The 1111-nt window shown below is 72.9% G+C and carries 1 protein-coding gene; it reads right to left on the bottom strand.

What is annotated here, in order from left to right; genetic code table 11:
• The coding region (locus IE312_RS37815; protein WP_229900947.1) for a condensation domain-containing protein at positions 1 to 1111 on the bottom strand (1111 nt) is incomplete at both ends.

Below are 1111 nucleotides of genomic sequence, written 5' to 3'. Positions count from 1 at the left end.
GCCGTCGAACAGCACGTGATGCGCGGTGACGACCAGCTCGAACCGCTCCTCGCCCCGCCTCACCAACGCCAGCCGCAGCAACGGCGGCACCGCCGGATCGAAATGGGTGGCCCGGTCCTCGGCCAGGAACGCCTCCAGCGCCCCATCGTCCTGCCCGCTCAGGTCCAGATACCGCCACGGCAGCCGCACCGACTCCGGCACCACCTGCACCGGATCACCGTCCGCGCCGGGCACGAACGCCGCCCGCAGATTCGCGTACCGCTCCAGCAGGCACTGCCCCGCCGCCCGCATCCGCTCCGCGTCGACCCGGCCGCTCAGATGGAACACCAGCTGCATGTGGTACACGTCGAACGACGCGCCCGCCAGCATCGCGTGGAACAGCAGACCCTTCTGCACCGGCGTCAGCGGCCACACCTCCGCCAGCCGCCCGAACCGCCCCTCCCACTCCTCCAACTCTCCCTGACCCACCCGCACCAACGGCGCGTCCGACGGGGTGAGACCGCCCGCGTCCGGCCGCCCGGCACCGCGTACCAGCCCGTGGAGCGCGGTCGTCCAGGCATCGGCGAGTTCACGCACCTCGGCCCCGGTCAGCAGTCCGCGCGGGAAGGAGAACTGCGCGAGGAGTTCGGTGCCGTCCGTGCCGTCCGTCGCCACGGCGTTGATCTCCAGCGCGGACAGGGCCGGCATGTCCGGGTCCGGCGCCGCGATCAGCTCACCTACGGCGGAGACGGGGGCCCAGCCCGTGGTGCGGAGTTCGGCGGGCAGGTCGGCGAGGGAGACCCGGCCGAGGTAGTTGAAACCGATCTGCGGTTCCGGCAGACCGGCCAGCTCGGCGGCCGTCTCCGGGTTGAGGTGGCGCAGCAGGCCGTAACCGATGCCCTTGTCGGGGACCGTCCGCAGCTGCTCCTTCACCGCCTTCAACGCCCGCCCGGCCGCCGCACCGCCCGCGACGGCCTCCTCCAGGTCCAGTCCGGACACGTCGAGCCGCAGGGGATACATGCTGGTGAACCAGCCGGCGGTGCGCGACAGGTCCGCACCCGCCACCATCTCCTCCGCCCGGCCGTGCCCCTCCAGCCGCACCAGCACGTCCGAGCGTCCACGCCAGCGGGCG

The organism is Streptomyces capoamus, assembly GCF_014654935.1.
In the GTDB taxonomy this organism is placed as follows: domain Bacteria; phylum Actinomycetota; class Actinomycetes; order Streptomycetales; family Streptomycetaceae; genus Streptomyces; species Streptomyces capoamus.
This window is presented reverse-complemented; position numbering and strand designations above follow the sequence as displayed.